At 59.6% G+C, this 24,329-nt stretch carries 18 protein-coding genes and 1 pseudogene; 8 read left to right on the top strand and 11 right to left on the bottom strand.

What is annotated here, in order from left to right; all coding sequences use genetic code 11:
* Positions 1-418 precede the first annotated feature (418 nt).
* Positions 419-967 carry a heme-degrading domain-containing protein gene (locus tag EOB80_RS12505; protein WP_245466342.1) on the top strand — a complete coding sequence of 183 codons (549 nt, stop codon included), beginning with the start codon at positions 419-421 and terminating at the stop codon, positions 965-967.
* On the opposite strand, the gene EOB80_RS12500 is transcribed toward EOB80_RS12505, so the two are convergent.
* Genes EOB80_RS12500 through EOB80_RS12490 form a run of 3 tightly spaced genes read right to left on the bottom strand, consistent with a single transcriptional unit; the run spans position 964 to position 4,054 of the window.
* Positions 964-1,878, bottom strand: a complete 915-nt coding sequence (locus EOB80_RS12500) for a glycosyltransferase family 2 protein (RefSeq protein WP_164762596.1) — start codon at positions 1,876-1,878, stop codon at positions 964-966. The two genes, EOB80_RS12505 and EOB80_RS12500, sit on opposite strands and share 4 nt — an antisense overlap.
* 14 nt (positions 1,879-1,892) lie before the next feature.
* Positions 1,893-3,104: a glycosyltransferase family 4 protein gene (locus tag EOB80_RS12495; protein WP_127327834.1), complete on the bottom strand. Its 1,212-nt coding sequence runs from the start codon at positions 3,102-3,104 to the stop codon at positions 1,893-1,895.
* On the bottom strand, positions 3,101-4,054 hold the full coding sequence (locus tag EOB80_RS12490) for an NAD-dependent epimerase/dehydratase family protein (protein ID WP_127327833.1): 954 nt from the start codon (positions 4,052-4,054) through the stop codon (positions 3,101-3,103). The genes EOB80_RS12495 and EOB80_RS12490 overlap by 4 nt, the downstream gene beginning before the upstream one ends.
* A gap of 234 nt (positions 4,055-4,288) precedes the next feature.
* Here EOB80_RS12490 and EOB80_RS12485 point away from each other — a divergent pair, with 234 nt between their 5' ends.
* A complete protein-coding gene (locus EOB80_RS12485) occupies positions 4,289-5,845 on the top strand; it encodes a hypothetical protein (protein WP_127327832.1) in 1,557 nt (518 codons plus the stop codon).
* Between the two features lie 121 nt (positions 5,846-5,966).
* Here the strand turns inward: EOB80_RS12485 and wecB are convergent, their stop codons facing one another.
* The 6 genes from wecB to EOB80_RS12455 all read right to left on the bottom strand — a co-directional run bounded on the left by wecB (position 5,967) and on the right by EOB80_RS12455 (position 13,809).
* Positions 5,967-7,106, bottom strand: coding sequence for a UDP-N-acetylglucosamine 2-epimerase (non-hydrolyzing) (gene wecB / locus EOB80_RS12480; RefSeq protein WP_281057989.1), 1,140 nt, complete (start codon positions 7,104-7,106; stop codon positions 5,967-5,969).
* Positions 7,099-8,109 carry a polysaccharide biosynthesis protein gene (locus EOB80_RS12475; protein WP_127327831.1) on the bottom strand — a complete coding sequence of 337 codons (1,011 nt, stop codon included), beginning with the start codon at positions 8,107-8,109 and terminating at the stop codon, positions 7,099-7,101. The genes wecB and EOB80_RS12475 overlap by 8 nt, the downstream gene beginning before the upstream one ends.
* A gap of 22 nt (positions 8,110-8,131) precedes the next feature.
* The gene (locus tag EOB80_RS12470) at positions 8,132-9,001 is read right to left on the bottom strand and encodes an SDR family oxidoreductase (RefSeq protein WP_127327830.1); all 870 of its coding nucleotides are present in this window, start codon (positions 8,999-9,001) and stop codon (positions 8,132-8,134) included.
* Between the two features lie 11 nt (positions 9,002-9,012).
* Positions 9,013-10,308 carry a glycosyltransferase family 4 protein gene (locus EOB80_RS12465; RefSeq protein ID WP_127327829.1) on the bottom strand — a complete coding sequence of 432 codons (1,296 nt, stop codon included), beginning with the start codon at positions 10,306-10,308 and terminating at the stop codon, positions 9,013-9,015.
* The gene (locus EOB80_RS12460) at positions 10,305-12,188 is read right to left on the bottom strand and encodes a nucleoside-diphosphate sugar epimerase/dehydratase (RefSeq protein WP_164762595.1); all 1,884 of its coding nucleotides are present in this window, start codon (positions 12,186-12,188) and stop codon (positions 10,305-10,307) included. The genes EOB80_RS12465 and EOB80_RS12460 overlap by 4 nt, the downstream gene beginning before the upstream one ends.
* A 958-nt stretch (positions 12,189-13,146) precedes the next feature.
* A complete protein-coding gene (locus EOB80_RS12455) occupies positions 13,147-13,809 on the bottom strand; it encodes a hypothetical protein (protein ID WP_127327827.1) in 663 nt (220 codons plus the stop codon).
* On the opposite strand from EOB80_RS12455, the gene EOB80_RS12450 reads away from it, so the two are divergent.
* Positions 13,796-14,278, top strand: a complete 483-nt coding sequence (locus EOB80_RS12450) for a hypothetical protein (protein ID WP_245466341.1) — start codon at positions 13,796-13,798, stop codon at positions 14,276-14,278. The genes EOB80_RS12455 and EOB80_RS12450 overlap by 14 nt on opposite strands.
* A 627-nt stretch (positions 14,279-14,905) precedes the next feature.
* On the opposite strand, the gene EOB80_RS12445 is transcribed toward EOB80_RS12450, so the two are convergent.
* On the bottom strand, positions 14,906-16,015 hold the full coding sequence (locus EOB80_RS12445; protein ID WP_127327826.1) for an FAD-binding oxidoreductase: 1,110 nt from the start codon (positions 16,013-16,015) through the stop codon (positions 14,906-14,908).
* A 115-nt stretch (positions 16,016-16,130) separates the two neighbouring features.
* Here EOB80_RS12445 and EOB80_RS12440 point away from each other — a divergent pair, with 115 nt between their 5' ends.
* The 5 genes and pseudogenes from EOB80_RS12440 to EOB80_RS12420 all read left to right on the top strand — a co-directional run bounded on the left by EOB80_RS12440 (position 16,131) and on the right by EOB80_RS12420 (position 22,841).
* Positions 16,131-17,036 carry a LysR family transcriptional regulator gene (locus EOB80_RS12440; protein WP_127327825.1) on the top strand — a complete coding sequence of 302 codons (906 nt, stop codon included), beginning with the start codon at positions 16,131-16,133 and terminating at the stop codon, positions 17,034-17,036.
* A gap of 89 nt (positions 17,037-17,125) precedes the next feature.
* Entirely contained in the window at positions 17,126-19,204 is a 2,079-nt protein-coding gene (locus EOB80_RS12435; protein WP_127327824.1) for a hydantoinase/oxoprolinase family protein, read from the top strand.
* A 4-nt stretch (positions 19,205-19,208) separates the two neighbouring features.
* Positions 19,209-21,178 (top strand): annotated as a pseudogene (locus tag EOB80_RS35975) (hydantoinase B/oxoprolinase family protein).
* Positions 21,175-21,477 carry a (2Fe-2S)-binding protein gene (locus EOB80_RS12425; protein WP_127327823.1) on the top strand — a complete coding sequence of 101 codons (303 nt, stop codon included), beginning with the start codon at positions 21,175-21,177 and terminating at the stop codon, positions 21,475-21,477. The pseudogene EOB80_RS35975 and the gene EOB80_RS12425 overlap by 4 nt, the downstream one beginning before the upstream one ends.
* A complete protein-coding gene (locus EOB80_RS12420; RefSeq protein WP_127327822.1) occupies positions 21,474-22,841 on the top strand; it encodes an NAD(P)/FAD-dependent oxidoreductase in 1,368 nt (455 codons plus the stop codon). Before EOB80_RS12425 ends, EOB80_RS12420 begins: the two co-directional genes overlap by 4 nt.
* Positions 22,842-22,877: 36 nt before the next feature.
* Here the strand turns inward: EOB80_RS12420 and EOB80_RS12415 are convergent, their stop codons facing one another.
* The gene (locus EOB80_RS12415) at positions 22,878-24,203 is read right to left on the bottom strand and encodes an FAD-binding oxidoreductase (protein ID WP_127327821.1); all 1,326 of its coding nucleotides are present in this window, start codon (positions 24,201-24,203) and stop codon (positions 22,878-22,880) included.
* Positions 24,204-24,329: the final 126 nt, after the last annotated feature.

Here is a 24,329-nt window from a genome sequence, read left to right as displayed (position 1 = left end):
CCGCCTGACCAAGTCGGCGATTAAGCGAGCCGTCGGTGAGAATAGCTCGCCTTCGCACGTTGCATCTGGGTGAGAGTCAAGCAAAGCCTGGAGATAGCTGGACCCCTGTCTCCCCACAAACAAAATCGCGAAAAATGTATGATCAGTCATTGGAAGATAATTGCTACACCGTTCAAAGGCCCATTCATCCTAGACGTCTAGCACCATCCCGAGTATTTGACAGGGCGTAGGATGATTGAATGGATATTTTGCACATCAAATCAGAAACCCAGTGCCTCTATGGGCAACGGCGGAAGCTATTAGTGAGGAACTCGCCGATAAGGCCGCGGAGCTGCACGTCTTACGCGCTGCCTAGACCCATTAACCGCTTGTATTCCGACTTCTTGGCACCATTGCAAAAGCACGCGGACAGTTCGACATGACGGATAAGACGGGAGAGATGACGCGCAGTTTGGCTTCAGAGGGGGATGCGAGTGATGTCCCGAAAATCGCTCAACAGGAATCCGTGCTCGTCTTCGAATCTTTTGAAGAAACAGCGGCCTTTAAGCTAGGCTGCGCGCTTCGTTCCATCGCAGTGCGCGAACGGGCCGGAATCGTTATCGACATTCGGCTCTGGGATCGTCAATTATTCTACGCCGCGCTTCCGACATCAACGGCGTCGAATGGTGAATGGGCGCGGCGCAAGCTTAACGTAGTCAAGCTCTTTCACAATAGCAGCTATCTCTTAGCCCTACAGCAGCAACGTGAGGATCGCACTTTCCCTCCCGGATACGGTCTGGATCCACAGGATTTCGTTCTAGCCGGCGGGGCTTTTCCAATCCGGGTCAAAGAGGTGGGCGTGATTGGAGCGATTGCGGTGTCTGGCCTCAGCCAACGCAGTGACCATAACCTCGCAGTAGCAGGTCTATGCGAGCACCTTGGAAAGGATGCCACCCTTTTATCCCTCGGTCCCGAGACATGGAACTAGTCCCTGTTGGCTGCATTCCGTCGTTCCCGAATACGCACTGGGGCAAACGCGCACCGGGCTATCAGGAGAGCGTGGCTTACGGCTTTGCGAGATAGCAGTGTCCGCGGGTGCCTGGCTGCTCCCAATAATCGTTGAACGGCAACAGCTACGCGTCCCGAACGCCCATGGATCGCAGCCGACAGTAAATTAGCGTTTGCCCTAGTCTCACGCTCCCATTTGCGCAGTTCATCGGGAAGATCCTTCCGTCGGAAGAACGTCTCAATCATGCGCTGCGGTTCTTCTCCACGTTCAAATGGCACAGCTCGGTAGGTGGTCGACGCGCTGTGCATACGAAATTCCGCGAGAACCTCTGGCACATGGTAAAAATTACCTTCCAATGCCAAGCGCAGGAAAAAGTCGAGGTCAGGAATCTGCCGAAGGTCCTCTCGCCAGTAACCAGCTCGTTCATAAGCCTCACGTCGAAAAAAGGCCCCAGGGCCCGGCAGGCAGTGCAGGTGTGCGTAGAGAGCACGACGCGAAAATTCCGGCGGCTGTAAGGTCGACCTGAGAGTTGAATGCTCGTCGATAATGTCGAAGTCGGGGTAAACCAAAACTACATCAGTGCGAGCCGACAATTCCTCCACGCAGCGCCGAACAGCTGTTGGGCGCAGACGATCGTCTGCGCTTAGATAGCCGAGGATGTCTCCAGTGCTCATTGCCCATCCTGTGGTCATGGCCGCACTCTGGCCAGCGTTCACTTGACGGTGCAATTTGATTTTAGGACCATAATTCGACACGAGATCGCTTGTGCCGTCAGTTGAACCGTCATCTACAACTATGATATCCATATTTGGATAGTCTTGGGCCAAGAGGCTTTCGATTGTTTCCGCGATGTAGTCTTTCGCATTATATGCTGGGACCACGAGCGACACTTGGGGACCTCTTATCAACGGTCCTCTCCGGTGCGCTTGATCGTCGTCGACAGGGCCTCGATCGCCGGTTGATTTTGTGGCGTATCTACGACGACGTTTGCGGGAGCCTCCCTTTTTGCGATTAATTCTTCAAAGCGAGAAATCAGCTTGTCTACAATCGAAGGCCAAGCAAAAGTCTCCACTATGTAAGATCTAAGCGCTCGTCCCTTCGACGGTAGATCCCCACGCTCGGTCAGCATAGAGTGAAGCCCTGCATACAAGCCCTCAACAGTTGACGGTACGACGTATCCACCACCCACCGTCTCGACTTCATCAAACCCACACTGGTCAGTGAGAAGAACAGGCGTGCCAACGATACCAGCTTCCAGCGCCACGAGTGACATCGCCTCAGCTCGGGAAGGCACGACCAGGAAAAGCGCGCGTCTATATGCCTCGCTCCGTGCGCTCTCGCCTAGATGCCCCGTGAAGACAACCCGGTCGGCAAGGTGGTGCGAATTAACAAAGGATTCCAACGATCGGCGCATGCCAAAGTCTGGACCTGCTACTACCAACCCGATATCCGGAAATTCCTGACTCATCTTCTCAAACGCGCTTACAAGAAGATCGGGGCCTTTCACTTCGGCTAGTCGGCCGACGAAAAGGACATACGGCCCATTTGGTCCAGTCTCCATCTCTTCAGCTGCTAAAGGTTGTTCCTCAACCCCGTTTGGAACCACGATGACATTGTCTTCTGGCGATTTGAACCGCTCCAGTATCTGACGGCGCTCCAGGGGGGTGACCGCAATCAGCGTCGCTGCATTCCGAACCATCCGCTTTCCAAAGGCGATGTGGAAGAGATACGGGATCGGCCTAGGGTGATTTAGACCGACGAACTCCCCCGCAGCGCTGAAAGTATAAGGCTTCCCCAGCCATCGCGCGAGAAACGCCGTAGCGACCGACAGGAAGTTCCAGTACCCGAGAATATGAATGACATCTGCGTTTCGAACGCTGCGCATTAGCCTAAGAGGATTGATTGTCGGAATCGAGAAGCGGAGACGCATCGCACCCGTGACATAAACATGCATATTCCTACCGTGCAGTTGCTTGACGAGATCCCCGCCTTGCATAGTGACGATCTCGCAACGATGTCCTCTTTGCGTCAGATGGGTAGCAAGCCGCCTTGTTCGCTCTGCTGTGCCTCCTCCTTTTTGGGAATCGAGTGAAACTGTAGTCAGGAGGATATTCATGCGCCCGACTTCCGAGTCACCCTAGCAAGATCACTGGCGTAATTGTCCAGCCTGCTGGTGAACGCCCCAGAGACTAGCCCTAATTCCGTGGCCCTGTTTGCAGAGAAGCGCCGGTCAATAGCGTGCGCCGGAAGCCCCCTCAGACGTAACAAGAATCTAAGAAAGAATCTTGGTGAGGTTTGTCCAAATTTCGGGAATTCTCGGCCGAATGCCAGGGCGAAGCGATCCTGGACAAACGCGAAATTGTTATTCGGATCGGAATCATCGGTAACTAGGACGATCTGTGAGCCATGGATTTTCCGGTCGAACGCCAGTTTGACAAGTGCCTGTGCAACAGTCTCCACACTCACCAGGTGCATTCGTCTTTCACCGTAAAGAGCACGGCGGAGCGCAATCTTCCATGACGGGGCTTGTTTTATCTCCTCCGCCAAAGTGACGAGATTGCGCCCGCCGCATCCGAAAATAGCTCCCAGCCGCAACACAATCGTCTCGGCGAACGAGCCTGTCAGAATTGCCTCACCTATAAGATGCTCTTGCTCATAAGGCGACAACGCGCATGGCAATGTGGCTTCGTCGATTTGCCGGTCGCGTACCCCTGCGTAAACGTCAATGCTGCTAGCATGAATACAGCGGGAAATACCGGCTTCGCGAAATGTCGACTGCAAGCTCCGCAATACAGTAGGGTACCAACCGGTGCCGTCGGGGCGTAATAAGTTGATCATCACGTCGTAACCGCTCAAGGCGGCCAACATCTCGGCAGAATCTTCCAAATCGGCCTTTTTGACATGCACGCTGGCTTGATTGAGCCATTCTGGTTCCGAACGATGCACAATGAACCGGCTGGGTGGGAAGGCCGGATTGGCCAGCAGCCGCGCTAGGGCCTCACCAACGAACCCGGTTCCCCCGAGCACTACCACGCGCGGACCGGTGTCACATTGCTTGTAGGTCATCCGGGCTGACTTCGAAAAGAAAAGGGCAGCGAATCGAGCCAATTTATGAGACGAGGCACAAGCCAATTCGCAATTCGCAGGGCTATATCATGGGGATTGCTTCTCACACAACGAATTGCGTCGCCGGCTGCGTGTATTATGGGGAAGAACGTCGATTCGTGGCGCAGAGGGTTTTGGTCATGCTTGCCGCATGTCGGTATTTGGTCTCCGCGAGCATTGAAGTATAAGGTTGATATGAGCCAATCTCCAAAGCTTCAGCCATCTCGAGCAAATGTGCCTGGAAACGCGATTCTCCTGGGAGTTGCGCTGCTTGTTGCCTCAATGGGCTTCGCCCTTCTAGCCACCTATCCCGGCCAGTCGAAACTGATTCTCCTCTGGTTCTATGCATCGGGCTGTGCTGCCGTCTTCATTCCGCTCTGGCGTCCGTCCTCCTTTTTCGTGTTTCTGCTGTCGTCATTCCTTTTTGTAGGATTCATTGCAAAAGCGGTCGCTAATTTCGTATTTGGCATCGCGCTCATTGAGCCTACCAGCACATTCACGACTGAGTGGGATCAGGCACTTGCTTTCACAGCTAGTGGCTTTTCAGGGGTGTGCGCGGCTGGAATGGCCGCATCGTTTTATCCCGCGTTCAAAGAAATTCGGAAGGCGGTAGCGCCTCCTTTCGTGTCGAAATTTGTCGTCCTCGCGTTCGCAAGTTTGATTGCCGTTTCTATCGGGCTGTATTGGGCCAATTACTCATTTCACATTATACGGATTGGTTTCCCCTTGGGCATTAACATCAACCCCCGCCTGTATGCCGTCGCGGCCTTCGTGATCGCATGGGGGGCTCTTTTGGGAGGCCTAACATTGGCCCTGTGGCTGGTCGAACTACGCGACTGGTCGTATTCAGTGTTGATCTACGTAGCAGTGTTTCTTGGGCTGCTCGCATCGCTCTCGATGGGAAGCCGCATCCAGTTGCTTCTCTATGTTCTCGCCGCATTCGCGGTCGTTGTCTTACGACGTCGCGATGTGAGGAGTTGGGTTGCGATCGCAGTTGCCATGGGTCTCAGCGGATTTGTTTTTGCAGGCTCGCTTGCAGTAGTTAGCCTTGAACGCACTTTCGATTTCTCGATCAGCACCGCACAGACACAAGGCGTTCCACAGCAGCCGTCAGGCGTTGTTCCACAGCAGCCGACAGGCATCGGAAAAACTCTGGCACCGTCGCCCGACTCCTCTGCGCCTCCGGCTGCGACGATAATAGACAAGGTTGAGGCAGTCAGAGGTGATCGTTTCGCCCTAGCCGGTCTCTACCGTCAACTGCGCAATCTCGCGGTCATGCGCTGGGTTGGACTTGAAGGGACGATGACGGCCGCGGCAAATCTTGACCATCTTGGAGGCGATTTGTTCTTGCATGTGATCAAAGAAGATCCAGCCGCTGGCGCCCAAGCGATCTACCAAAAAATGTCCGGTGACCGGTACGGAAAGGTCCAATATTATACCTTCCTCACGTTGCCAGGCCCCATTGGGGTGGCCAGCCTTTCAGGGTCGATAATCGTCGTCTCGGTATTCATGTTCTTTCTGACAATAGCTGGCCATTCGATCGAATGGTTGGCTGCCTGGGTCACACAAAATGTTGCCTCTGCGGCGGTGACAGGTGTCTCGTTAGCCTACTTACTCGTCCAAATGGGGTTCCCGTGGACTTTGTTCATTTACGCGATCGAATTGGTCCTGTCGGTGCTTTTCGTCGGTGCCGTTTGGTACATGGTTGATTGGCTGGCTACGGGTAGGCGGGCGGTTACCGCGAAAGTGTGAGGAATCTGCCGTATCAGATTTAGTTGGGCTGAGTTCCTGCCTTGCACTAGACTGATGGCGAGCCGGAATGCGGCGGCCGGCTTTCGCTCAGAGCTGCGGGGAGGCGAAAGCACGATTGCGGTCAGACGGCGCCAGGTTCGTGTTTCCTCCAGACCCGCCTGTTGATGAAGTCCGTGTAACTTAGAACGATCCGCAGCACCTTTTCGGATACATTGTCGGAGCTATAGTCAGTCGGCAAACGCAAGGTCCGCATCGCGCCTCGTGACTGAGCCTCCAATATCTTAAGCCCGTCAAAAACGCGCTCTATGTCCAGGCCAACCATCATCACTGAGGTCTCTTCGAAGCCTTCGGGGCGCTCATGTACCTCGCGCAGATTGAGGGCGGGAAAGTTCAGGATAGAGCTTTCCTCAGTTATCGTGCCGCTATCCGAAAGCACGGCTCGAGCCGAACACTGGAGCCTAATATAGTCGAAGAACCCAAACGGTTTTTCAAACCTGACATTTTCATGGCAGCTGGCACCAAGCGCGTCCAAACGTTTTCTCGTGCGAGGATGGGTCGAAACGATGACTGGCTCCTGATATCGCTCGGCAATCCCATTGAGGACATTAAGCAGCTTCCTTAGCCGCTCGGGCGAATCCACATTTTCCTCGCGATGAGCACTGACTACGAAGAAACGTTCTGCCGTCAAGCCGAGATTGCTGACCGCCGCCGAGGCTTCGATTCCGCTTCTGTAGTGCTCGAGCACCTCCCGCATCGGACTGCCGGTAACAATTACCTGGTCGGGTGGGAGGCCTTCTCGCAGTAGGTAGTCACGAGCAATCTGGCTATAGGTCAGATTGACATCCGCGGTATGGTCCACAATTCGGCGGTTAATCTCCTCTGGAACACGGAAATCGAAGCAACGATTTCCGGCCTCCATGTGGAAGATGGGCACCTTCCGCCGTTTGGCCGCAATCGCCGCCAAACAGCTATTCGTGTCACCCAAAATCAGCAGTGCGTCGGGGCGATGACTCTCGATCGCCTGATCAGCCGCGATGATGACTTTCCCAATTGTCTCCGCAGCAGAAGCACCTGCAGCTTCGAGGAAGACGTCGGGCGGCCGAATGCCTAACTGCGAAAAGAAGACTTCATTCAGCTCATAATCATAGTTCTGGCCACTATGTACGAGCACGTGATCGAAATTGGCATCAAACTTTTCAATGACCCTGGACAGCCGAATAATCTCTGGCCGCGTCCCGACAATGGTCATGACCTTAAGCACGTAGCGCCTCTTTAATAATGTCGAGTTGCGAGAGCAGTCCCTTGACCTGGGCGACGTCGAGGCGAGCTGTGTTGTGAGAGGTATAATCCTCCAACTCTGAAACCATTCGCTCGCCTTCAACGAAATATTTGTCGTAGTTCAGATCCCGAGAATCGGCCGGGATTCGGTAATAATTGCCAAGGTCTTCCGCACGCACCATCTCCTCGCGCGACACCAACGATTCAAAAAGTTTCTCCCCATGGCGGGTCCCGATGATTTTCACTGGATTATCGCGTTGGAAAAGTTCCCGCAGCGCCTCAGCTAGAACCCCCACTGTTGAAGCGGGTGCCTTCTGGACAAATATGTCCCCCGACCGCGCGTGCTCAAATGCATAAAGCACTAGGTCGACTGATTCATCGAGCGACATCAAGAAACGTGTCATGTTGGGGTCGGTTACCGTCAGAGGCTTTCCGCGTAGCAACTGGTCCAAGAAAAGCGGAATCACTGAGCCGCGGGACGCCATCACGTTGCCGTAGCGGGTGGCGCAGACGATGGTGCGAACAGAATCGCTAACCCGCGATTTCGCAATCATAACTTTTTCCATCAATGCCTTAGACATGCCCATAGCGTTAACGGGGTATACGGCCTTGTCGGTGCTAAGCACTACGCAACGCTGGACGCGATGACTGATCGCAGCGCGAAGCACGTTTTCAGCGCCGAGAACATTCGTTTTGATCGCCTCCATTGGGTAAAATTCGCAAGACGGCACTTGCTTGAGCGCCGCAGCGTGGAAGATGTAGTCGGCTCCGCGAACTGCATCATCAACAGCGTGATAATCGCGGACATCACCAATATAAAATTTTAAGCGATCGTCCGGCAACGACAGGCGCATATCCTCCTGCTTTTTTTCGTCCCGGCTAAAGATACGGATCTCTGCGAAGTCCGTTTTGAGGAATCGAGCCAGCACAGCGTTGCCAAAAGAGCCGGTGCCCCCAGTAATCAAAAGGGTCTTGTTGGAAAACATTAACGTCTCGCTCGAGGATGTTTTAGCCAAAGTCATACATGGATCGGATTAGAACCGGCCAGTCGGGAGGGCGGTAGCCGGTAGCGTTCTGGAAACGAGATGAATTTAATGAGCGGTCAATCACCAACTGGTCGTCCGGAACGATTTGGGTCTTTTTGCCGTAGACCTCGGCAATGATTCTGAGGAGATCATACTTGCTGATTGGATCTGACGACACATGGTACACGCCGGTGAGCTTGATATTTGGCAGGACGAAATCGCGAATGATCCTGGCGAGTTCCACGGTAGGCAGTCCGGAAAATATGGCTCGGGTGAACCCTTTAACGTCAGCCTGTTGGCTCAAAAACCAGTCGACCAAGCCGTGTGAAGTGTTCAACTCGCGGCCGATTATCGAAGTCCTAAGGGTTATCGCGTTCTCACAAGCTACTTCGCCCAGCAGCTTGCTCCGCCCGTATAAATCATCAGCATTGGGCCGGGAACTTTCGCTGTAGTTCCCGTCCGCACCGTCAAAGACACAATCGGTACTGATATGTACGAGACGAGCCCTTGCGACTGCGCAGAGGCGTGCCAGTCGATGCGGCAAAACTGCATTGATTGGAATAGCGGCGAGAGGGTCATTCACAGAAGACATCTGTTTGACAAGCCCGATGCAATTTATGACGACATCCGGGTTTGCCACCACGAAAATCTTGCTTAGTCCATCAAAATTCTCGACGTCGCCTGTGTCGATCAGCGTCGCCCGACCTTCTGGGAAAGGAGGATGCAAATTATTTGAACGGGCGGAGCCAAAAACTACGTAGCCGTCGCTTTTGGCAAAGAATCTGAAAACTGCATTTCCCAGCATGCCCGAGGCACCGAGGACAAGGATTCTAGGGTGCGTCGGTTTAGCCATGGTATCTCTCGCTATCTCCGTGATGATCGTCGCTCCATTAACGCCCGGCGGAAATGTTCAACTAAATCAAGAGCGAGTGGACCAGGCGCGAAATGCTGATTGAAATACTCACGCCCCGCGGTACCCATCGCCTCCCGCGTTTTTCTTGGGAGGCCCTTCAATCGTATGATTGCCTCTGCCAGGGCTATGCTGTCTTCGGCTGGCACAATTAGGCCCGCCTTGGCCTCGCTTACGATATCGGCCGCCTCGCCATCAAGGCACGCCAAGATGGGGCGCCCAGCTGCTAAGTATGTCGGGATCTTGCTCGGCACCGTCAAACCTAAACCCTTTGCCCGGTTAAGCGTGACTAGGAGAGCAGAGGCCTGCGCAAATACCGCCGGCATCGCCTCTGGCGGAAATCGTCCTACTAGCAGGACATTGGTGAGATGAAGTCGCTCAATTTCGGTCCTGAGCCACTCAGACCGGCTTCCACTTCCAACAAGCACGATGTTAATCTCAGGATCTGATATTCGGCCTGCCGCGTCTAAAACTGTCTCCAGCGCCTGAGCTGACCCGAGATTACCAGCAAACACGACATTGAACCCGCGCGTAAGATCCAGAGGCGAACCCGTGAATTTGCTATCTACCGCCAGATTCAAATCGCCAGGATTGGGGTGGTATGCGATTGGCACCGCATCGCCGGCAACGGCGCGTATCTTTGCGATGAAACCGCGTGACTGGGCTAGAAGAAGGTCGGAACGTTGGTAAATGAAGCGAGTGAGGGCCTCCACAGCGCTCAGCACTCGCTGGTTGCGAACAAACCCTGTTTCTTCCAAATTGTCCGGCCACAGATCCTGGACCCAAATCACATGAGCGGCAGATTTGAACTGTCTGAAAACGGCCCCTACCAATCCTTGCAGAATCGGGGAGTTCGCATACACGAAGACAATATCGTATCGCTTGGATCGCGTTAAAAATAGCCCGATGATGCTCCCCGACACGACGAATGAGAGGTAATTCCACACTCTCCGTAGCCCCCCGCCTTTGCCTCGCGGCACAACAGGCACCCGGTGTATCAGGTACCCGGACGGATGAATTTGCGTGCCTGAGCTAAGCGCTCGGTAACCTTCAAATATTTGGCCATGCGGATAGTTCGGCTGACCAGACAAAACCTCAACGTCGCACCCACACGAGCGAAGCGACTCGACAACCTCGTTGATCCTGAACGTTTCAGGCCAAAAATGCTGACTCACGACCAGCACCCGCATCTTCTCGTTAATTCGGTCTGGTGACGGGCTGCCGCACAAAGCCGCGGTCGCGAAGTTCATGACTTAGCCGAACGCTTTATGCTCATCAGCAGGTGATCTTCCATGCCGGGAGTGAACTCCGGCACAGTCGATTTGAGGAGCTTCACTGCGCCTTGCAGATCCCGGGCGCTGACTACGCATTGCATTTCATCAAAAATACGCACAATTACAGCACGTTTGATCGACCGCGACGATGCCGCCAAGATGCCTGAGGCTCCTGTCTCACTCAAGGTCTCTTTGCTGTCGAACAGCTCCTCGTAGAGTTTCTCTCCGGGCCGCAGCCCCGTGTAGACAATCTGAATATCCTTGTCCGGTCGACGTCCCGAGAGCCGAATAAGATTTCGCGCCAAATCGACGATTTTCACGGGAGACCCCATATCGAGCACGAAAATCCGGCCTCGCTCATGCTGTGGCGCGGGGGTGTATGCCGCCGCCTGGAGAACGAGGAGACAGGCCTCAGGGATCGTCATGAAAAAGCGTTCCATGTCGGCATGAGTGACGGTCACAGGACCACCCGCCTTGATCTGCTGTTCGAAAAGAGGGACGACCGAGCCGGCCGACCCCAAGACATTGCCGAACCGAACTGTGATGAATCGCGTGCCGATGACCTCCGGGTCGAGGTCCAACGCCTGGCAATACATCTCCGCCATTCGCTTGGTTGCCCCCATAACATTGGCGGGATTTACCGCCTTGTCGGTCGACACCATGATCATCCTGGATACATTTGCACTGAGCGCCGCATCGGCGACATTTCGTGTTCCGATTGCATTGGTGAAGATGCCTTCGAGCGGCTGAGCCTCAACCATCGGCACGTGCTTCAGTGCCGCAGCATGGAACAGCACATCAGGTTTGAAGCGTTCAACGATCGTGCGCACTGCCTCTTTTTCCCGCACGTTGCAAAGAGCGGCTTGGATATCGATATTTTGCCATCTCTGAGACAGCTCGGACTTGATTGTGTAGAGCGCGAATTCGCTGGCATCGAGAAGAATTAGGCTTCCGGGCTCCAGGTCAGCAATCTGTCGTGCCAACTCAGATCCAATGGAGCCACCGGCCCCTGTAATCATAATGGTCTTACCCTGAATCATCGACTGGATCTTGGGCACGTCCAGTCGAACGGGGTCTCGTTGCAGAAGGTCTTCCAGCTTGATGGGCCGCAGTTCGATCTTCGCATCGATGCTTTGCATATCGAGCAGATTTGGAAGCCGAAGGATTTCTAGCTTCTGAGTTGCGGCAATTTCGACCAGCGCTTCAATGCTGGCATGACGTTCATAATCATCACGTGATCGCGTGAGGATTATCGCCTCTGGGCGGCGCCCCCGAGCCTCAAATCGGGAGAGAATCTGGGGAAGCCGTTCCAAAGGCCCCATAACTGGAACTCCGCGGATAGATCGGCCTGTTCTTCGTCCTCTCTCGTCAATGATTGCCAGCACCTCAAATGAGGTACGATCCCTTTCCTTTATAGCCCTCAGGAAAGCTTCCGCATTGTCGGTAGCTCCGATCAAGAGCACGTTTCTTCCCCCGGCGGGTTCGGCCTTTCTTCGTCGTTTGCTGTCATGGTGATTGCGGTAAACTCGATACGCAGCGCGAGGTCCGGCCAACAGCACGACAGTGAACGCCCAGGCTATAACAACAGAAGAGCGTGGGATCGCATTCAGCCGAATCAGAAGGAACTCAGCGACAATAAAGAGCGCGATGGCCACGCTAGTCGCGCCAGCGATCGCTACCAAGTCAGGAAGCGACGCATAGCGCCATATTCCGCGGTTTAGTCCCAGCAAGAACCCTGCCGTACTGACCATGACCCCGAAGAGGGTAGCTGCTCCAAGCAACACCGGCCAATTCAGCAGGAAGCCATCAAAATCAAGTCGCAACACAAATGCTAGTAGCATCGCGACAGCACCCATTATGCCATCGTGCGCTAGGGCCATTCCTCGCAGCGTAATTGGCCTAGGGATAGTTAGACCCCTTCTAAACTTTATCCTGACATCAGATAACTTTATCCTGACATCAGAGCTACCTGGAAGGCCGCATCTGGCTTCCGGCACCTGTTTAAGGCTTTCGTTCAACACGGATGGTCACGTTGATCAGGCGGTTCACGGATGTCTCAACCCCAAGACGAGCTGTCTCCTCGGAGCTCGTCCAAGGGATCGAATCCAATTTGAGCCAATTTGTCCAACTGTATAGACCAGCGAAGACGCTTCGAGCACGGATAATAATCTCCCCGGCAGGAAGCCGCGGTCCAATGATAGCTTTCGCTGACGAAGCACGATCACGTAGCGAGCCGTGATCCGGCCGGTGATTCTATTTGCATGATGTATTCAGTCCTCCACTACGCAACAACTACTTGGTGGATTCCATAAGGGCAACGATAATGATCCAGTCGCCCCCACTTTTTGAACTTGGGCTTGATTCAGGCGGCGCCATCTCTGCGGAAGAGTCGGCGATCGCCGACCGATCGGACTGCCGACTTCGGATTTTGCCAGGACAGTACCTTGGTCTATTTGGCGATTGGATAAGTCTTCGTTGCACAGCCAGGCCAGAGTGATGATGTCCTAGGCGTTATCGACTGAGTTTCTTGTGGGCAGAGCCCGCCGCGGCGCTGTTCCTGACGCACGCACAGGGGGCGATCCTTACGCGTCGAAGGCCTGGAAACGATGCTCACTTTCAGGGACCGTAGCTTATTGATGCGGTGCCATGCTATGCAGTCTTTCAGGAGAAGAGGTTGGAAATCATTCTGGCCATTGTTGGCATCCTGATTTGCGTCGGACTAGCGAACGTCGTGTTTTCGCTGTTTGGGGACGCGAGGGAAGATGCGCGAAGCCGCCGACGTCTGAAGCGTATTGAGCAACGGAAGGCGCAACATCAGCGCGCGCCTCGCGGATCCTGAAGCGTCTGCCCGCTTTCGAAGAGCGTGCGCAGTCCCGCTTCGGGATAGCTGACCATCGGCCGCCGATCGCGAGCTGCGCGCGTGCGCTGGACCGCCTCCGGCCCTGTCAGGATATCGCCCAAATGCGCCAGGTTGCCTCGCAATTGCGCCCGCTTCGCCGCATCGCCGGCTTGCGTCAGGAAGCTGGCACCGAGCGACTTGGTGAGGTCGATGACCGTCCCTATGGGCGACCTCGCCCCTAGATCACCGTGTATCAACTGATTGGCGGCTGTGCTGCTGCCCGGAGCATCTCGCCGCATCGTCGCCTGCAGCACGTCGAGCAATTCAGGCATGGCGGCGCCAGCTTGCCCGCCGGGCAGATTTCGCAGCACCGCGTCCAGCACCGCCTGGCGCTGGTCGTTGCCGGCCACGCTGCGATGGAACTTGGCGCCGGCCGATTCTCGACTGCCGCCCTGAGTCTCCGTCTGCGCCGTTGAATACCGATCGGCCAAATTCTGGCGAACGAGCGCGGTCGTCGTTTCGGGATCTTGCCGCACAAGGCGCTGAACGGCGTTTGCGGCTTCAGGGGCCGAGCCAGAGAGTGGGTTCTGCGGCAACAGTGCATTGCCGGCGGCGGCGGTGTCCTTGGCCTCGGCCACCCGATGCGGCCCGACGCGTCCGTTGCTGGTGGACGAATATCAGAACTTCACGCCCACCGTGCTGCGGGAGCTGCTGCATCTTCAGGAGCGCTGCGGCTTCGCTTTACTGCTCGCCGGCAACACTCATCGGTTGGCGGGCACGAGGCGTGATATCCACGCTCTGGATCAGATCGAAAGCCGCATCGGCATGCGTTTCGAGATCGGGCAGCCGACGCGGGAGGACTGCATAAGGATCGGCGCCGAAAACAACGTTGAGGGAGCCGACGCCTACGAAGCGATTGTTATCTACGGTGAGAACACCTCGCTTCGCGCGCTTTGCCACCTCCTCCAGAACTGCGCTGCCGTTACCAATGGCGTTGGCAACATTCGTCTTTCTCGGATCGAGACCACGCTTCGTGTCGTGTCGTGCGGCAGCGATGCGCTCAAGCTTTTACACGAGCGCGGCGACGACATCCGAAGATCGGCTTAATTCCGGACAGCGACAGATAATTTCGGACTGCACACCGTCCAGAAATATTTGTCGTTGGTGAGACTCCAAGTCCAGAATTATCTGTTGTCGGCCTGACTGCTAAGTGGCTCATATTCCCCCGGTTTTCGCCGGAAGAGGTTACCAACGAACTTCGGTCAACCAGGTCACCAGCGTGCCACAACGACAAGTAATTCCGAACTGGCGCTATGAGACTGTCTTCATTAAGCTTATTGCGGCGCTGATTGGTAACCTGAGGCCACCCAACACGCGGTTTGGTAACCCTAAGGAACAAGTTTGATAACCCGTATCGAGTGAATGCCGCTCGCACTTCTCGGCGGATTCTTTTCAGTTCTAAGACCGGCTTAATTCCGGACAATGACAGATAATTCCGGACGGCACACTGGGATTGGTGAGATCGCGAAATTGACGCGCTTAGCTGATCAGCCCTATCCGCCTCATTCCTCATCATTTGAAGCGGTGGGATGCGGTTGCTCCTCTGGCGAGCTCCTTCCGGGTAAAGTTGTTATTGGCATCCTGCCTCTCAAGCGGAGGTTGACCGTCGGAAACGAGTTGCCCAATTGCGGTCATTCGAACAGATGGATTCTAGTTCTGTCCGCGTCCGGTGATCTACCCGAAGCGATCGATCCTGAAATCGTCGAGTGGCGTTTCGCAACGTCCGGTCGTGATCAGTTCGGCCATCGCGTCGCCCACGCCCGGACCGAGCTGGAAGCCATGTCCGCTGAAGCCGAAGGCGTGGAACAGGCCTGGCGTCGTCGCCGAGCGTCCCATGACCGGCAGCATGTCCCGCACATAACCCTCACAGCCGGACCAGGTGCGGATGACCGCGACCTTTGCGATTGCCGGCAGCAGCCGAGTGACCGCGCGCAATTGCAGGGGAAGGCGCATGGGATCGGCGACCGCATGGCCTGGATCGAGGTTCACCGATACCCTTTCGGCGGCGCCGCCGAAAACGATGTTGCCCCGCTCGACCTGACGCAAATAGGCGCCATGGTCCTTGTCGCGCGTCCAGATGCCGACCACCGGCAGAATCCGATGCGGCAGCGGCTCGGTCACGCCCATTTGCGGACCGCGGGCGTCAAGCGGGACCTCTTCGCCAAACTGTGCGGCAATGCGCGCGCCCCAGGCTCCGGCGGTGTTGAGCAGGCAGTCGGCGGCGAATGCACCTTTCGAACTGGCGACAAGGAAACCGGAGCCCGTATGGGTGATCTTCTGGACCTCAGCTCCCTCGATGATTTGCGCCCCCAGTTTGCGGGCCGCCTCGGCAAAGGCGGGTGCGATCAGCCGTGGATTGCCGCTGCCATCTTGCGGAGAGAACGACGCTCCGATCGCGTCAGGGCCGAGGCCGGGAAACCGGGAACGGATCTCACGCGGGCCGAGTTCCTCCAGCTCAAGCCCCCACGGCCGCGCGGCTTGGGCATAGGCCCGCATGTCGGCAAGGCTTCCTTCATCGAAGATCAGCCGGATATGGCCGGTGGCGCGGAACTCGACGTCGCGGCCAAGCATCCTTTCGGCCTCACCCCACAGCCTGAGCGAACGGTGGGCCAGCGGAAGCTGAGACAGATGGCGCCCCGTGCGCCGGATGTTGCCGAAGGAGGCGACGGTCGCTCCGGTGCCGATCCGGTTGCGCTCGACCAGCGTCACGCGCGCGCCGCGCCTGGCGAGGAAATAGGCCGAAGCCGTCCCCATCAGTCCACCGCCCAGCACGATCACGTCCATGGTTATTCCTTGTGCGGAGCGGATACTCCCTGAAGACGCCGATCTTGTCGGCACCGCTTCATTGCGTCAAAGATGAGTTTGGACAACAGCCATAAGCCAAACCTATGGAGTGGCAATGCGGGCCCGTCAGCTCGAAGTGTTCATCGCCGTCATGCGCGCGGGCACCGTGACCGCCGCGGCGCGGATGCTGAACATCTCCCAACCCGCTTTGAGCCAGATCCTGCTCCACACCGAGGACGAACTCGGCTTCATGCTGTTCGAGAGGGTGAAGGGCCGGCTGCGGCCGACCCCGGAGGCGCTCGAGATCTTCGCCGATGCCGAGCGGCTGTCGGCGGGGCTGGAAGGCTTACGCCGCAAGACCACCGACCTGCGGCTTGGCCGGACGGGGTTGGTGCGGGTCGCGGCCTCGCCACCGCCGGCCATGGCCATCTTGCCGCACGCGTTCACCAGCTTCCGGGCGCAGCATCCCGACATTTTGTTGCGGTCGCATATGGCGCCGATCGCCGCGATCATCGACATGCTGCGCGCCGGTGATGCCAGCCTCGGCGTCGCCATGGACGACCGCCTGCCTCTCGATATCGAGGCGGAAGTGATCGGCAGCGTCGGCTTCTCATGCCTGCTGCCCACGGGGCACGCGTTGGCCGGGAAGACCGAGCTGGCGCTCGCCGATCTCGCCGGCGAAGAGTTGATATCCTATCGCGCAAACACCCGTCCCGCCGACGAGTTGGCCCACGCTGCCCGTGCGCAAGGTGTGGCGCTTTCGCCGTCGCTCGAGATCGATGTCTCCATCTCGGCAGTGGGCTTCGTCCAGGCCGGTCTGGGTGTCGCGCTCGTCGACGCATTGCTGCCCTGGCATCAGTTTGCCGGGCTTGCCGTCCGGCCGCTGGCGAATGGGCCGGAGTTTCCAATCGCGCTGCTCACATCGCGTACCCGGGCGCTTTCGCGGGCCGATGAGATGATGCGCGACCAGATCCGCGCGGCCTGTTCCGCCGTGCTGGGCGCTGACAAGGCAAGGGCATAAGCAGGACTTATGGCCCTGCTCGTCATCCATCTTGGACCCTGGCCATCCTGTCGTGTCAGCTTTGGTTGGCAGACAGGAAGGGACGCATCATGGATGGTGCCATCGCGGCGGACGAGACGCGCAACGAAGCCGACTGGAAGGTCGGCGTCGATATCGGTGGCACATTCATCGATTTCTGTGCGCTCGAAGCAAATTCGGGGCGTGTCGCCTCGCTGAAGGTGCTGACGACGCCGGAAGATCCGGGTGCCGAACTGATGACGGGCCTCAGGCTTCTGGCCGAACGCGAAGGCTTTGATCCCAAACGCATGACGCGCTTCGTGCATGGGACTACGGTCGGCATCAACACCATCATCCAGCGAAAGGGCGCGCCGCTTGCGCTGTTCACCAATGCCGGCTTCGAGGACATCATCGAACTGGCGCGGCTTCGCATGCCGGACATGTATTCGCTGTTCTGCTCGCGGCCGGACCCGCTGATCTCGCGCGACATGGTTTTCGGCATTCCGGCCCGCATGCGTGCCGATGGCAGCGAATCCCGGGCGCCTGATATGGCGGCGGTGGAAAGGGCGGTGGCAGCGGCGAAAGCCAACGGGGCGCAAGGCATCATCGTGTCCTTCCTGCATGCCTGGCGCAATGCCGCTCAGGAAGCTTCGGTGAAGGCGACCATCGCGCGTCTTGCGCCCAACCTGTTCGTCTTCTCCTCGGCCGAGGTCTGGCCGGTCATCCGCGAATATGAGCGCAGCTCGACCGCCATCCTCAATGGCTATGTCCATCCGCGCGTCTCGGGCTATCTGACGGCGCTGGAACAGCGGCTGAAGGAGCACGGCGTGCCGGCCCGCCCCATGCTGACGAAGTCGAACGGTGGGCTGATGAACGCTGCCGAAGGCAAGCGCGCCTGCGTCAACATGCTTTTGTCGGGAACGGCCTCCGGCGTCATCGGCGCCTCGTGGCTGGCGCGGCAGGCCGGCGAAGACAAGGTTCTTACCCTCGACATCGGCGGGACCTCGGCCGACTTCGCGCTCATCGTCGGCGGCGAGGCGCAGTTCGGCACCGGCGAACTGATCGGCGAATTTCCGCTCCATATCCCTTCCGTGTCGGTGAGCTCGATCGGTGTAGGCGGCGGCTCGATCGCCAGTGTCGATGCGCAGGGGGTGCTACGGGTCGGGCCGGAATCGGCCGGTTCGACGCCAGGACCGGCCTGCTACGGCCGTGGCGGCGAGCGGCCAACGGTGACGGACGCCATGGTGGTGTGCGGATGGCTGGGCCACAGCGAGATGGCCTACGGCCAGTTGCGGATCGATACCGGACTGGCGCATCGCGCGGTCGGCGAACTTGCCGCGCAGCTCGGTCGCCCAGTCGAGCAGACCGCACAGGCGATCCTCGACATCGCGGTGTCGGAGATGTTCGTCGAGGTCGAGAAACTCGCCTCGCGTGCCGGCGTCGACCTGCGCGATTTCACGCTGATGCCCTTCGGCGGCGGTGGCCCCATGCTCGGCGCCTTTCTTGCCCGCGAACTCGGCATGAAGCGTGTCATGGCGCCCCGCCGTCCCGGCGTGGTGTCGGCGCTGGGCGGGCTGGTGGCGGACCTGCGCGGCGACTTCATCCGCACCATCTTCAGCCCGCTGTCGGGCACATCGCTGCCCACAATCCGCGGGGCCTTCGAGACCCTCGCGCAAGAGGGCCGCGAATGGCTCGCGGCGCAGGGGCACGACGGGGCCGCGCAACTCAATCTCTCCTGCGACATGCGCTACATCGGGCAGAGCTATGAAATCGAGGTCGTGTTGTCGCCGGAATGGCTTGCGGACGGCAACGCGGCCGCCATCGAACAGGCTTTCCACCGCACCCATGAGCGGCTCTACGATTTCCACGACCCGGACGGAGAGATCGAACTTGTGAATGTCCGGCTATCCGCAGTTGGCGCGGGGCCAAAACTCTCCTTCCCGGAGATCGACATGGTCGATGCCCCGGCCATTCCGGCGCGCCGGCTCCCGGTCTATACGGGCGTGAGTGTCGAGACCATCGACCTCCACAACCGGCAGACCCTCGCCCCGGGAAGCACGTTCCACGGGCCTGCCGTGGTCGTTCAGGAAGACACCACCTTTGCCATTCCCGCCGGAACGCAGGCACGGGTCGATCGCCACCTCAACCTTCTTCTGACTTTCGCGGAGTGACGCCTTGTTTGACCGGACAAACCTTCAGGTTCTGGCTAACCATGCCCGCGCGGCGGCCGAGAACATGGCCCACACGCTGCACCGCACCGCGCACTCCGCCTTCGTCAAGGAGACGCAGGACTTCACCGTGATGCTGATGGACCGTTCGGGGGCAACCTTCGCTGTCCCGATGGAACTCGGTGCCACCTGGTATCCCGGGCTTTCGTATCACCGCGCGATTGCGATGGTCGACGACTACCGGCCGGGAGACGTCGCCTTCACCAACGATCCCTATTCCGGCTACGTCGCCACCCACGCGCCCGACACGCATCTGTGGAAGCCGGTCTTCGTCGACGGCGAGATCGTCGCCTGGACCGGAGGGCACATCCACAACACCGACATGGGCGGAGCCGTGCCGGCTTCGCTCAGCCGGGCGCTGACCGAAATCCATCAGGAAGGCATCCGCTTTCCGCCCATGAAGCTGGTGAACGAGGGCGTCTTCGACGAGATGATCCTGCGGATCATGAGCACCAATGTGCGCAAGCCGGACCTCAACATCGGTGACATCAAGGCACTGGTGGGGGCGCTCAACACCGGCGAGCGCAAGATCCAGGCGATGGTGCGGAAGTTCGGCAAGGCCGGCTTCATCGAAGGCGTTGCCGCGCTTCTCGACCAGGCGGAAGCGCAGGCGCGCGACGTGCTGCGCTCCATGCCCGACGGCACGTGGGAATTCGCGGACTATGCCGACGAGGATTCGGTCGAGGCCAATCCCTGCCGGCTGAAGCTGACGCTGACGATCAAGGGCGACGAGGCGGTGCTCGATTTCACCGGCTCCGATCCGCAGCTCGGCTCCTCGCTCAACGTGCCCTCGGGCGGCGACCCGCGACACACCATGCTGCTGGTGGGCGTCTATTACGTGCTCTACACACTCAATCCGAAGATCCTGCTCAATACGGGCCTCACCCGGCCGTTTACCTGCATCGCACCCACGGGTTCGGTGCTGAACCCGGTATTCCCCGCTGCCGTTGGTATGCGCTCGCTCACCTGCGCCCGATTGCGGTCGGTCATCTTCGGCGCCTTTTCGCAAGCGGTGCCGGCGCGCCTGCCCGCGGCGCCGGCCGGCAACAACTGCATCGTCAACGTCATGACCACGGACGAGCGCACCAGTCGCACCGTCATCGCGGCGGTGAATCCCGTGGTGGGCGGCGGCGGCGCGATGCCGCATCGCGATGGGACCAACGGATCGGGCGCCGATGCCGCCTATCTCAAGAACACGCCGATCGAGATCACCGAGACCGAGGTCCCGGTCGAATTCGTGAAATACGGGCTCGCCCGGGTCGCTGGCGCGGCGGGCTGGCGACCGAGATGGCGTTCCGCGTCTTTGCCCCCGATTCCAGGATCACGGCGCGCAACCGCGACCGCAGCTTCTTTCGTCCCTGGGGCGTGCTGGGCGGCAAGGCGGCCGGCCTGTCGGACATGGTCGTCAATCCGGGGACCGGCCACGAACGGCGGCTGGGCAACATCGACACGGCGGTTCTGCAACCTGGCGACGTGCTCGATATCCGCTCCGCCGGAGGCGGCGGGCGCGGCGATCCGCACGAACGCGAGCCCTGGCGGGTCGCGCAGGATGTGCGGCGCGGCTATGTCTCGCCAACGGCTGCCGAGCGCGACTATGGTGTCGTCATTCGCGACGGCGAGGTCGACGAGCAGGCGACGGCAAGGCTGCGCGCGGGGCACAAGCTGTCCGCCGGCCATTTTCATTTCGGTCCGGAGCGCGAAGGCTACGAAGCGCAATGGACTCCGGCGGCCTATGACAGGCTCACCGCCATACTGAGAGACCTGCCGATCCACTGGCGGTTTTTCTCCAAGACGGAAATCTTCCGTCGCATGAAGGGGCACTCTGGGCCGGAGGGCGTCCAGGCGGCGTTCGATGCGGCCTGCGAACGGTTCCCCGGACTGCCTCGTCCTGGCCCGGTGCGAGAGGCTGCGGAATGATCACCGCCGGCCGCATCGTCCGGCTGGCCGAGTACGACCGGGCGCAACTGCATTTCTTTCTCGACGGTGAGATGCGCGACGCGCTTGCGGGGGACAACGTGCTGACCGCCATGCTGGCATCAGGGCAGGCCTTGCGAAAGTCCGAGTTCGGATCCGAACCACGGGCCGGGTTCTGCCTGATGGGGGCCTGCCAGGATTGCTGGGTGTGGCAGGACGAGGGACCGCGCGTGCGGGCGTGCTCGACACTTGTCACCGAAGGCATGCGGTTGCGCACAACGCCATCCGAGAGCTGGCCGTGAGCGAGATCTTATCGCCGCGGATCGTGATCGTGGGCGCCGGTCCAGCCGGCATAAGGGCCGCCGCGACCCTGGTCGAGGCCGGGCTCCATCCGGTAGTGATCGACGAAGGACAGCGCGCTGGCGGGCAAATCTATCGCCGCCCACCTGCCGGGTTCACCCGCACCGCGAAGCAACTTTACGGGTCGGAGGCGGCGAAGGCGGGAGCATTGCATGCGCTCATCGACCGGCTGGCCAAGGAGGCGCGGCTCACCCATTACGCGGCAAGCTCGGTCATCGCAGTGCAAGAAGGTCGGCTGCATGTGCTGGGAGAGGGTGGCGTGCAGCTAGTCAGCTATGACCGCCTGATCCTTGCCACCGGCGCATCCGACCGTGTCGCTCCGGTCCCGGGCTGGCAGAGCGCCGGCGTCTACAGCCTTGGCGCTGCGCAGATCGCGCTCAAGGCGCAGGGCGTGGCGCTGGGGCAGCGGATCGTCCTGATCGGATCGGGGCCTCTGCTGACGCTGGTCGGCGCCCAGCTCGTCAAGGCTGGAGCGGATGTGGTGGCGGTGCTGGATACCTCTTCCCGGCGCCAGCAGATGCGGGGGCTTTGGGACCTTGCCGCCCGGCCGTTGGTCGCGCTGCGCGGTCTGGCCCTGCGGGCGAGGCTCGGCGGCCGCTACCATGCGGGCGTGACGCTTGAAGCGATCGAGGCCGACGGGAAGGGGGTGTCAACGATGCGCTGGCGCGACGCCGGCGGAAGGCAGCGCCTCACTTCATGCGACATGATCGGCATGGGCTGGCACCTGCGGGCGGAGACCCATCTGGCCGACCTCGCGGGATGCGACTTCACCTATGACGAGCAGTGGCGGCAATGGCTGCCAAAGACCGACCGGATGGGTCGCGCCGGCAACGGCGTCTATCTGGCGGGCGATGGAGTTCGTCTGCTGGGAGCGGACGGCGCGGAAATCGCTGGGCGTCTTGCGGCGGCGGCATGCCTTGCCGATCTCGGATTTCCGACGCCCGCCACCAGCACCGATCTGCGTAAGCTGGCGCGGCTCGAGCGCTTTGCCCATGGTCTGGCTTGCGCCTTTCCCTGGCCGGCCGCGATGGTGCGGGCACTTCCCGACGACGCGGTCGTCTGCCGTTGCGAAAGCGTGAATGCCGGAGCCGTACGCGAGGGCGCGGGTTTCGGTGGCGGCGAAGCCAACAGGGTGAAATCGCTGTCGCGCGCCGGTATGGGGCGATGCCAGGGACGCTATTGTCAGTTGGCCGCCGTCGAACTCGTCGCGGCGCAGGCCGGCTGCGCGCCGGATGCTGTCGGCCGGTTTCGCGGACAGGCTCCTGTCCGGCCCGCGCCTATCGGCGCCTTTCTGCGCAACGGCTGATGCAGTTGCGGAGGCCGCGCAGATGAGGATCACATGCTAGAAATCGGCGACCTTCCCCCAGGCAGAAGCGTCGAAGCGCCGGGGATTGTAGGATGTCGCATCGACGATCGGTTCCGACCCGGTCACCAGATCGGCGACGAGGTGCCCGGCGCCGGGTCCAATGCCAAAGCCGTGTCCCGAAAATCCGGCAGCCAGGAAGAAGCCCGGAACGGTGTCAATCTCGCCGATGGCGGGCACGCCGTCAGGCGTGCTGTCGATGTAGCCGGCCCAGGCCGCGCTGATCCTGGTCTGGCGCAGTGCCGGCAGCAGCTCGAGCGCGCGGGCATGGGTCAGGCGGATCGTCGCCTGGTCCGGAGCCGGGTCGAGGATGCGCATCCGCTCCATCGGCGTCGGCCGGTCGAGCCGCCAGCGTTGCAGCGTCTCGTGGCCGGAGCGCACGCCCTGCAGGCCGCCGGGCGCGAGGCTTCGCCACCGCTTCATGAACATGGGCAGGAACTGCGAGGAGAAGCGCAACTGCTGCGGTGTCACGTCCACGCGCCCGCGTCCGCTTATAGCGAGCGTGTAGCCGCCGTCGCCGCGCCGCGTGACCGAGACCCCTGCCGTATGCAGCGCGTCCGGCAGACCCTCGGCGCCTGGCGAAACGGACAGGATGGAGGAGCGGATCGACGCTTGCGGAAAACGGAAACCGAACTGCCGGCAAAAGGAGGAGGCCCAGGCGCCGCCGGCCAGAACCGCCAGCTTGGTCCGGATCGTTCCGTTTTCCGTAACCACGCCGCTCAGGCGCCCGCCCTCGGTCTCGATACCGCGCGCGGCGCAATTCTGGTGCACGGAGCCCCCGAGCTTGAGGATGGCGTGGGCGACCGCGGGCGCGGCCCGCGACGGATCGGCGGTGCCATCCGTCGGCGAGAAGACGCCGCCCTTCCATGTCCGCCCCGTGGCGCGGCCCCGCTCGCTGGCCTCGGCGCCGTCGAGCATATGCGTGGTGACGCCGGCCGTTTTGGCGAAGTCACGCCAGCGCACCCAGCCGGCCAGTTCCGTATCGTCATTGCTGAGATAGAGCAGGCCGCAGCGGCGAAAGCCGGTGTCTTCGCCAGTCTCTGCCCCAAAGCGCTGCCACAGGTCGATGCTTCTTGTCGCCATCGGCAACTCGCGCGCGTCGCGGTTCTGCTGGCGGCACCACCCCCAGTTCCTCGAGGACTGCTCGGCGCCGACGCGGCCCTTTTCGACAAGCGCGACCTTCAGGCCGCGCCTGGCCAGATAGTAGGCCGCGAAGATGCCGACGATACCGCCGCCGATCACCACCGCGTCCGCTGTCTGTGGCAGTTCGCCGGATGTCTCGATTTTCTGCAGTGGTGCGCGCATGGTCTCTCTGCCTTGAAGCGCCAATTTAACGCGTTGCGCAGGCAGCCGCTGCCGCAGTTGCGGCCGAAGCAGAATTTTATTCCGGCAGCCGGGTAAAAATCGGGAGCCGCTGCGTTTCAAAGCGCT

Origin of the sequence: Mesorhizobium sp. M7A.F.Ca.MR.245.00.0.0 (genome assembly GCF_003997415.1) — a bacterium.
Classification (GTDB): Bacteria; Pseudomonadota; Alphaproteobacteria; order Rhizobiales; family Rhizobiaceae; genus Mesorhizobium.
The sequence above is the reverse complement of the archived record's forward strand: the minus strand, read 5'-3'. Positions and strand labels throughout refer to the sequence as shown.